This window comes from Bacillus sp. C30, from assembly GCF_040838255.1.
GTDB classification, from domain to species: Bacteria; Bacillota; Bacilli; order Bacillales; family Bacillaceae_G; genus Bacillus_A; species Bacillus_A mycoides.
Genome location: NZ_JBFPJH010000134.1, coordinates 1 through 8,727 on the forward strand (window position 1 = coordinate 1; position 8,727 = coordinate 8,727).

Genomic DNA, 8,727 nt, shown 5'->3' on the forward strand with positions numbered 1-8,727 from the left:
ATTCAAAATCCATTGCGTAATCTATTTCATGTTCCAGTTTTTCTTGACCAGGTCAAAGTGATATCAGCCATGAAAAATTCGAGATCATTCGTGAGGAACTAGAAACGTGTAGCGAACGCACGAGTCCGCTAAAGTATGATCTTTATGATGTTTCAAACTTTGCAGCAAAACCCCGTTTAACCACTAATGCGCATTGCATTCATAAGCCTATACTTTTTTCCAATTTCATTTTCATATTTAACTTTTTCATAAAAATAGCACTTTTCACTGGTTTCTTTTAATTCATTTTTTTCATTATAAAATTCACATTTAACATTTACTTTAAATTTTGTAGTTATAGCATCTCCTTCTTTGGTTGTATCTATAGTTTGTGTCCTCGTACTAATTTTCAAATGCCATTTCGATCGTTCACCTGTAGGAAGCATTGCAATTTTAGTAGGGAGCTCAATATATCGCAGACCTAAAGTTTCAGCATCATAATTTTCGGTGCCCACTACTATAATTCTGACTAAATCTTGAACAGTAGATGGCATTTTAGCAAGAAAAAATCCTTCGATAAACATTGGTGTATCTATGGTTCCTAATGATATTTGTTTAACTTCTTTGAATTCTGTTATCTCAAAATTATATTCACTGGCGTGTACAGTAATAGTAGCATCTATCATAGCTGTGCTACTTACTAATATTCCTGTACATATAATCGGCTTGAACCATTTTTTCATAAGCTATCTCCTCTTTGATATAATAGTAACCTAATTCGTACTTACTCAACAAACTGCATGTTCCTCATACGTAAAATATGCTGTTTGGAATTGTTATATAGTTTCTGTTGTATAAAAAAATCATTTTTGAATTAAGATAATAAAACGATTAAATCATCTAACCCACCTGCTAGAAGTAATGCGAATATAGGACCTGTATAAATTAACTCTTTGAATACATTTAAATCACTTTCTGAGTTTATAATGTATTCAAATGTTATTCAAAAAATAATTTGTCCTCCAACAAAACAAATATATATTTTAGAACCTGTCTAAAATCTTTTTAATAAAATCGCCACACGTGCCAATAAGCAATTCTGTCTACTATTTTCAAGTGTTCGTTCACAGTTCTTCCACAGCCTTCGATAATTTTCTAACCAAGCAAAAGTTCGCTCCACAATCCAGCGTTTCGGTAACACAACGTTTTGTCAAATCTTCGGGATTTCAAAGTATCCGTCATGCTTCTCATACTATAAAAGGGATTGAAACAATTCAGGCTATATATAAACAGAGACGAAGTCTTGAATTAGACTCCGTCTTTTCGGCGTACAATGAACTACAAAAATTAGTAGCGGTTGCTTAAACCCAAACGCCACTTTATAATCCGTTCTCTATTTTTTTAAACTTTGCAACAGAACCAAAATAGTTAAGCCCTAGATTAGAGTCTAGGGCTTAAGGGAAAGGGTACAGCCATTGAAAAAATCAGAAAAATAGACCTGCTGGAGATTTACCAGCAAATATAACTATAACATTACATCTATATGAAAACACGAATAGATTTGTCCTGAAAATAGACAAAATATGATGTATGGAGGTCGTTAAGAATCAATCTAGCTAAATGACACAAAGCCCTAGATTAGAAGTAGGGCTTTGGTAAAAGGGACTGACGAAAAAATAAACAAGAAATTTAAAAGGGATTTTTCTTCAATTATAACTATAACATTTCATCCCTATAAAAACATGAATAGATTTGTCCTGAAAACAGACAAAATGATGTATGGAGTTCATTAAGAATCAATCTAGCTAAATAGGAAGAGGCCCTATTTTGGGCCTACAACCTACAGGATATTAAAGTAGGGGTAATATTTGTAACTACAAGTTACAAATATTACTATAACACTTTATCTCTATAACGCTATGAATAAAATTGTCTTAAAATCAGACAAAATATGGTTATGTTGAAAAGTTTTTGAAAATAAGCTAGACTTTGCAACATAACCATGTCATGTATTATTCACTTCAGCTCAATTTTCCTACAGTTTATCTCAGCTCGAATAACTTTGCACCAGAACTATTTTTAAATAATTCTAGTATACTTTCATAATTTGATTTAAGATAAATGCATAAAAATCTTACATTACTTAAATAGGAAAGGGTTATTCTATCATGTTAAAACTATCAAAAACATGCTTTTCAGTTATCTTGTGTATCGAGATGCTTTTGCCGATTCATCAAGTACAAGCCTCCGAAATCGCGGTATGGCCTTCACCTAAGGACATGAGTTCTTATCAAGCGCCTTCTATAGAAATACCGGGTACCTGGGAGTTAGGTGCCACCCCACCCAATGTGGACCTTGCCAAACCTCCGATTGTATTTGTGCAGGGAAGAAGTAGACACGCTAAAGATTGGTGGGACAAAACGGAGTACCACGGCATGAATGATATGTACGAATTAGCCTATAACGCCGGATATCGTACTGTATTCGTAAATTTATGTGACTCAGCTGGGAAAAAGACGGCAGGTCCATATGATAATGGTAAGTTGCTCGCACAGATGTTGAAGGAGATCTATCAACATTATGGGCAGAAGGTAAATATTGTTTCACACAGCAAAGGGGGCGTTGATGCACAGGCAGCATTGATTCATTATGATGCTCACTCATACGTAAATAAAGTCGTCATGCTAGGATCACCGAATTATGGCTCGTACTTGGCTGATATGGCGTATAGCTGGTATGCAAGTTGGATTACGGACTTGGTAGGAGAGCAAGATGATGGCTCATTTTCCTTGCAAACAGGGGAAATGGAAAAATTCCGTAAGGAGACGGATCATTTACCTAATGCGATGAAAAACGAGTACTATACGACAACTGGGACAAGCTGGGGGCCTGGTGGAACAGCCTTGTGGCTTGCTGGTTTCGCCTTATCTGCTCACGGTGATAATGACGGACTTGTCAATGTGTCTAGTACGTATCTCCCATACGGAAATCACCTTTTTACCATCCATGCAGACCATGATGGTATTCGAAAAGGCTCTGTCTCTTTTCCTCTAATGGAACCTGTTTTACGTACAGTTACTTCTAGTAAGCCAAAAGTAGCTACTCTCCATAAGAAGATATCCAAAAGAGAAGCAACGATATCATTACCGGCTAACGATCAATCCTTAGCCGGTGGTCCGCTAGAACCGAATAAAGTCGTGGAACAATCGCTTCCTATTGACGAGAAGGAAGCAGTTGTGCAGGTAATGACGAAATCTCCTGATGTAACTGTAACGTTACAATCTCCTTCAGGAAAAGTATATGATAAAAACAGCAGTAACTATGTGTTATCCAAAGGGAATGAATTGTTAGGTGATGTTACAGAGCAAAGCTTTCTCTTGAAAGAATCAGAACTAGGTAACTGGAAAGTTCAAATACAAAGCCCAAGAAAAGACGCCTATTTTCTAGTTACCACATACAAAGATTCGCCAGCACTCACACTCGATCTACCCAATCAAGAAGGTGCAAATACACATCCGCTGAAGATAAAAGTGAATCAACCCGACAATTACCAACTAGAAACGATGGATGTAAGTATGAACATCATCAATCCAGAAAGACAAAAAATGAAGCAAGGATCTGAAACAGAACAACAACCAAGGATGAAAAGAGATACCAGCTCACTAGATGAATATACACTTTCGCTCCCAAGTAAAATGGAACCAGGGACATACAATATCACAATCCAAGTAACTGGTAAAAAGAAATCGGGCGAACCTTTCTCACGCACGATTGTTAAATCCGTCTATATTAGAAAATGATTGATCATATACAATATGGGTGGTTCTGTTGCTTGATACAAAATATTTACAAGAACTACATACAGGAATGATTGGTAGATTCTCTGTCATTGCAGGAGAAGAATCGGTATGGAAATTTTTTCAAGAAAATTAGATTGTATTTCGAATTGAAATAGTTAAAAATAGATTCATATAAGGAGACAGAATTAAGTATGAGAAAATATTTTTTTAGTATGACTATGTTGATTTTATTTATGGTTTATCTGCCTTTATCCGTTACATATGCACAGGAAAACAACAGCTATTTAAGTAATATTGAGAAAATGACTAGCATTTTTAATGATAATATTAATCTAGGAGAAAAAATCAGCTATATTAGAAATAGTGATTTGAATGATTGGCCAGTTAAAGAAATGAATCAGGTCCTAGATAAATTAGATAATTTAAATTTGAGTATAATGGAACGAGCAAGTTTAAAGAGAGAGGTCATACGTTCTTCAGGATTTTCTAATTTCGATTTTAAAGGAACAAATTCAGATGTATTAGCATTTAAGGAATTAAAAATAGAAATTATAGAGATTGATCAGGTACTTACATTATATAGAAGGAGCAAGGCTGGTGAACCAGAATCAAAACGTGGTCTTGGTTATTGGTGGGGAGATAAAGAAAGAAATATTGAAGAAACTAGAAATGAGTTAGCTGTATTAGAAGCTTGGGGGAATCCGCTCAATATACAATATAAAATCACGGTACCTGAAGGGAGCAGAATACTTAAAGGAATTACAGCTTCTCAAACTCAATACCTTGAAAGTACAAGTATAGTTCAAGAATATAGAGAAGGTGGGGCTATGCAATACTGGATTAATAAGGTAGATAACAACTGGTTACAATAAAAAATTATTAGGAGGATAACGTGACAAATCATCATGAATTTATAAGTTTAGTTCTAGATTGTGAGCGTATTATAAAACAAAATATTCCTAGTAATCCTGACGATGCTAAAAGATATCATTTAATGTTAAACGAACTTAAAGGTTTAAGAATGACTATAAAATCAAACCAATTAAATGACAGGTTATATTATTTATCCATCACACAAATGCTTGAAAAAGATGATCCAAGAAAAGTATTACAAGCTGTTTTAAAACTTAATACATTTTATTGTAACTACTATCAAAATTTATAACATTATTAACCCCTGCCACTATGAGCCTATATTATTTAAAATAACATGACTCATAGTGGCAGGAGTTCTGTTGCAAGGATAAAAAAACTAATTTATATACTATGATTATCGTTTAAGATATTTCTATTTTTTGACTTTATTTCGTAAAAATAATCTTTCTAATCTTAGCATGATTACATTCTCTACATAATTTATTTTCCTCATCAATCTTCTATCGGTTCTGTTGCAAAGTTTTTCAAATGAAGCTAAGCTGTAGGGGAAATGTGTTGAGGAGAATGATACATGAGATACTTTAAAGGAAAACAGTTTAAGAAAGATATTATATTGGTATCCGTGGGCTACTATTGTCGTTTTTCTTTGAGTTCTCGCGATGTATCTGAACTCCTGAAAGAGCGAGGGATTTCTGTTCACCCTACAACCATCATGCGCTGGGTGCATGAATATGGTAATTTGATTTATCAAATTTGGAAGAAGAAAAATAAATCAGCACATTTCGCGTGGCATTTAGATGAAACCTACATCAAAGTCAAGGGAGAATGGCGTTATCTTTATCGTGCGATTGATCAAGAAGGGTATACCTTGGATATCCAACTTCGTAAAACAAGAGATCATCAAGCTGCTTATATGTTTATGAAAAGATTAGTGAAAGCTTTTGGAGAACCGACGGTTCTCACAACAGACAAGGCTCCTGCTCTACTTTGTGCGTTCAAAAAACTGAAACATAACGGTTTTTATGTGCATACGAAACATTGCACCGTTAAGCATCTAAATAACCTCATCGAACAAGATCATAGGCATATTAAGAGACGTTTTGTTAAATCCGCAGAATTTCAAAGTCTTCGCCATGCTTCCCGTACATTGAAAGGAATCGAAACGATTCATGCTATATACAAACAAAAGAGAAGTCATATTCCAGACTTCTCTTTTTCGACATACAAAGAATTACAGCAATTTTTTAGAACTGCTTAAACTATAATAATATTTTGTAAACAGGCTTATGTTTTCTACAACTTTGAAACAGAATCGTTTAAAGAATTTTTTGTTATGTTCGTTAGTTTTTGGTTAATTATGTTTCTCATGTATGGTGAAAGTCTGTTACAATAAAATGGAGTCGAAATACCCTTAGGTAGCGCTCATAGGTGTAAGATCTATGGGGGCTTTTTTAACAAAGAATATAAAACTTCACGTACCGAAATATTTAATAAAAAACAAACTACCCAAACAATAGTCTACATTTAACTCCCATGCCCAATTAATCTGCTAAATGGATAATGTATTGTTTAGTTTGGATACTACTTCATGTAAAATGGACATTTTTTATATCTTGAATAGATTTTTTGCTAAATATGTAACTAGAGCAGTAGTTTAAGTTAAATGTGATATGATAGTTATATATGCATTCAGATGGTAAAAGGGGATGAAGTTTGGTGAAAAACCATATAAAAGTAAATGGAAAACTCCTTCAAACAAATAAAAAGTGGTCACATCTCCGGCAAAAACAAAAAGAACATATTTCTAATTGGTTACATAGGGAATATACACAGTTTGTAAGAACACATCATAGAAAACCTAGAAAGTACGAGCATGATGAAATTCTTCATGAAGTGATGAATCAAATACAGGAACGTGAGATTTGGATTCCGTATGATGAAGTGAAAAAATACTATGTAAGCAAAATAGGAAAATGGTTTAGAAAAATAGAAAGTGAATGGGAAATAGAAAGTGGGGGTGCATTCCATGTATAACTTACAAGAAGATATGTATGAACAATTAAAAGAGAAAAAAGGGGACATTACTATCTTTTTAAAGAGTGGGGTTCCAATACGTGGGCAGATCCTTGCAACAGATAAATTTACTGTCCTTATGATAGTTCATGGTAAGCAACAACTGGTCTACAAACAAGCAATCTCCACAATTATTAAGTAATTATTTTTCCTCCCTATTGCTGAAGGGAAAATATCACTTAACATTTTATTAAATATCGACTTTCCAGCACCGAATAGACCATATTTAATAGGCTAATAAGCTTAACGTACAGTAAACACCTTGAATTGCGTCCAAATTATGTCTACACGTACAATTTTCCCGAAATGGTATGGTGAAGCCTTATAGTTAATTAACCCTAAATGTAAAAATACCCCTTTAAGTAAGAACGCTATATTATTCAAAATAAACAAAGGGGTTTGCAATTAGAACTCAAAAAAAGAGTCCTAATAATAAAGGACTCTTTTTTTATGGTTATTTGATATTATCAAGGTTTTTAATTCACACTCGCTTTTCAATCAGTTAAATTTGAAAAATGTCACTGTCATTAATACCAAGCACCTTCATTTCCTCTTTAAACGAACGCCAGGGTTCCACTTTAATGGATTTTATAATTTTATCCCGCAAAGTATATTCTTTTATATAATATGAATTTTGTTCTTTATTCTTTTTCAAATAATCTTCCTCCGTTATTTTTAATCGATGTAATCATAATATCTTTTTAACGAAAGTTTAGATTTAAAACCTACCTGTTTTATAATTTCTCCCTCTGAAACTCCATTTTCAATTATTTGTAAAATGAAGGTATTCCGTAGATGTTGTGCTGAAATTCCTTTTCGTAAATTCGCTCTTTCAACTGCAAGTCGAATCATTTTTTGAACAGCAATTTCTGTTAAAGCCTTGGGAGCATCGTTGTCATATGACCAATGATAAGTTTTTCGGGTAAAATCGAATGCTACGAATAGTGGATCATTACTATGATAGTTGGGACGAACAGGTTCAGGAATAGTTTTATAATATCTTTTTATCATCTTCAGTTAAAACGATAGTTCTCTCTATCCCCACTATTCCTGGTACTGAGATCGTGTTATTTTCAAAATAGACGTGCTTCATCTGTAAACCTACAAGTTCTTGTAAGGACAATCTATTATTAATAAGTAAATGCACAATAGCAATGTTACGATCCATAAGTACTGGACGAACGGAGCGTTGTTTTTCTGTTAATCCTTCTAATGAGGTTAAAATGTACTTTAACCTTTTTTCCTCTGTTTTAGAAATAAAATCTTTATCACGTAACGCACGATTGGGCTGAACTATAAGATTCATATCTTCTATTGGATTAGGTAGGTCTAAATATTGATAAAGTCTACTTAGAACAATATAAACACGATGTATCGTTTTATCTGAGTAATTTCGTTGCTTCTTTAAAACATTAAAATACTCTTCATAATCCTCTGTATTAAGTGTCGTCCATATATTGTGTAATGGCTTGCAACCACTGACCAAAATCTTCAATATCATAGGTATATCGTTTAATTGTGGAAGGTTTTCTTCTTTTATCTAATAAGAAAGAAGAAAAATGTTGTACTGTGTCTTTGAATTCCTTTGTTGGCATACCCATATCATCCTAATTTTTTCTTTTAGTATATCAGATATGATATAGCTCATAAAAAAAAGACCTGTTTGCGATATCAGGGGTCACCATACATGCCCATCAACTTAAGAGTTTTTACTACCCCCAAGTGTCAAAAACAGTTATTCTTTCTAAAAAGCTAGCTAGAAAGGATGTCATTTTTTATGAATCTTTCGATTCAAGATGAATTACAACTATTTTCTGAAGAGCTGTATCGTCATTTAACCCCTTCTCTTTTGGAAGAACTCGCAAAAGAATTAGGTTTTGTAAAAAGAAAACGAAAGTTTTCAGGAAATGAATTAGCTACCATATGTATTTGGATAAGTCAGCGGGTTCTGTTGCAAAGTTTGAGAAAACATGGATCTGCGTACAAAATACTCTTGTAG

General features: G+C 33.6%; 8 protein-coding genes and 4 pseudogenes. 8 read left to right on the forward strand and 4 right to left on the reverse strand.

All coding sequences use genetic code 11. The annotated features are described in order from the left end of the window. Positions 1–176: 176 nt before the first annotated feature. Both AB3X49_RS13620 and AB3X49_RS13625 read right to left on the reverse strand, forming a co-directional pair. The gene (locus tag AB3X49_RS13620; protein ID WP_367962710.1) at positions 177–722 is read right to left on the reverse strand and encodes a hypothetical protein; all 546 of its coding nucleotides are present in this window, start codon (positions 720–722) and stop codon (positions 177–179) included. Between the two features lie 311 nt (positions 723–1,033). Then, a pseudogene (locus AB3X49_RS13625) lies at positions 1,034–1,180 on the reverse strand (transposase); the annotation flags it as partial. Here AB3X49_RS13625 and AB3X49_RS13630 point away from each other — a divergent pair. From AB3X49_RS13630 to hfq, 7 genes and pseudogenes are all read left to right on the forward strand, one after another. Next, positions 1,174–1,344: pseudogene (locus tag AB3X49_RS13630) on the forward strand (IS6 family transposase); the annotation flags it as partial. The pseudogenes AB3X49_RS13625 and AB3X49_RS13630 overlap by 7 nt on opposite strands. Positions 1,345–2,414: 1,070 nt before the next feature. Then, positions 2,415–3,779: an esterase/lipase family protein gene (locus tag AB3X49_RS13635; protein ID WP_367962713.1), complete on the forward strand. Its 1,365-nt coding sequence runs from the start codon at positions 2,415–2,417 to the stop codon at positions 3,777–3,779. A 191-nt stretch (positions 3,780–3,970) separates the two neighbouring features. Continuing rightward, on the forward strand, positions 3,971–4,651 hold the full coding sequence (locus AB3X49_RS13640; RefSeq protein ID WP_367962716.1) for an autotransporter: 681 nt from the start codon (positions 3,971–3,973) through the stop codon (positions 4,649–4,651). Positions 4,652–4,671: 20 nt separating this feature from the next. Beyond that, positions 4,672–4,944, forward strand: coding sequence for a hypothetical protein (locus AB3X49_RS13645; protein ID WP_367962719.1), 273 nt, complete (start codon positions 4,672–4,674; stop codon positions 4,942–4,944). Between the two features lie 282 nt (positions 4,945–5,226). Beyond that, positions 5,227–5,913, forward strand: a complete 687-nt coding sequence (locus AB3X49_RS13650; protein WP_367962722.1) for an IS6 family transposase — start codon at positions 5,227–5,229, stop codon at positions 5,911–5,913. 458 nt (positions 5,914–6,371) lie between these two features. Beyond that, entirely contained in the window at positions 6,372–6,689 is a 318-nt protein-coding gene (locus tag AB3X49_RS13655; protein WP_367962725.1) for a transposase, read from the forward strand. Then, positions 6,682–6,870 carry an RNA chaperone Hfq gene (hfq, locus tag AB3X49_RS13660; protein ID WP_078175272.1) on the forward strand — a complete coding sequence of 63 codons (189 nt, stop codon included), beginning with the start codon at positions 6,682–6,684 and terminating at the stop codon, positions 6,868–6,870. Before AB3X49_RS13655 ends, hfq begins: the two co-directional genes overlap by 8 nt. A gap of 360 nt (positions 6,871–7,230) precedes the next feature. On the opposite strand, the gene AB3X49_RS13665 is transcribed toward hfq, so the two are convergent. Further along, positions 7,231–7,383: a hypothetical protein gene (locus tag AB3X49_RS13665; RefSeq protein ID WP_367962728.1), complete on the reverse strand. Its 153-nt coding sequence runs from the start codon at positions 7,381–7,383 to the stop codon at positions 7,231–7,233. Positions 7,384–7,403: 20 nt separating this feature from the next. Continuing rightward, a pseudogene (locus AB3X49_RS13670) lies at positions 7,404–8,323 on the reverse strand (tyrosine-type recombinase/integrase). 182 nt (positions 8,324–8,505) lie between these two features. On the opposite strand from AB3X49_RS13670, the pseudogene AB3X49_RS13675 reads away from it, so the two are divergent. Further along, positions 8,506–8,691 (forward strand): annotated as a pseudogene (locus AB3X49_RS13675) (IS4 family transposase); the annotation flags it as partial. Between the last annotated feature and the right edge of the window lie 36 nt (positions 8,692–8,727).

What these genes read in the sequence shown, in the direction of transcription:
- AB3X49_RS13620 (WP_367962710.1), bottom strand. Translation starts at nt 722, where the DNA reads ATGAAAAAATGGTTCAAGCCGATTATATGTACAGGAATATTAGTAAGT.
- AB3X49_RS13635 (WP_367962713.1), top strand. Translation starts at nt 2,415, where the DNA reads ATGAATGATATGTACGAATTAGCCTATAACGCCGGATATCGTACTGTA.
- AB3X49_RS13640 (WP_367962716.1), top strand. Translation starts at nt 3,971, where the DNA reads ATGAGAAAATATTTTTTTAGTATGACTATGTTGATTTTATTTATGGTT.
- AB3X49_RS13650 (WP_367962722.1), top strand. Translation starts at nt 5,227, where the DNA reads ATGAGATACTTTAAAGGAAAACAGTTTAAGAAAGATATTATATTGGTA.
- hfq (WP_078175272.1), top strand. Translation starts at nt 6,682, where the DNA reads ATGTATAACTTACAAGAAGATATGTATGAACAATTAAAAGAGAAAAAA.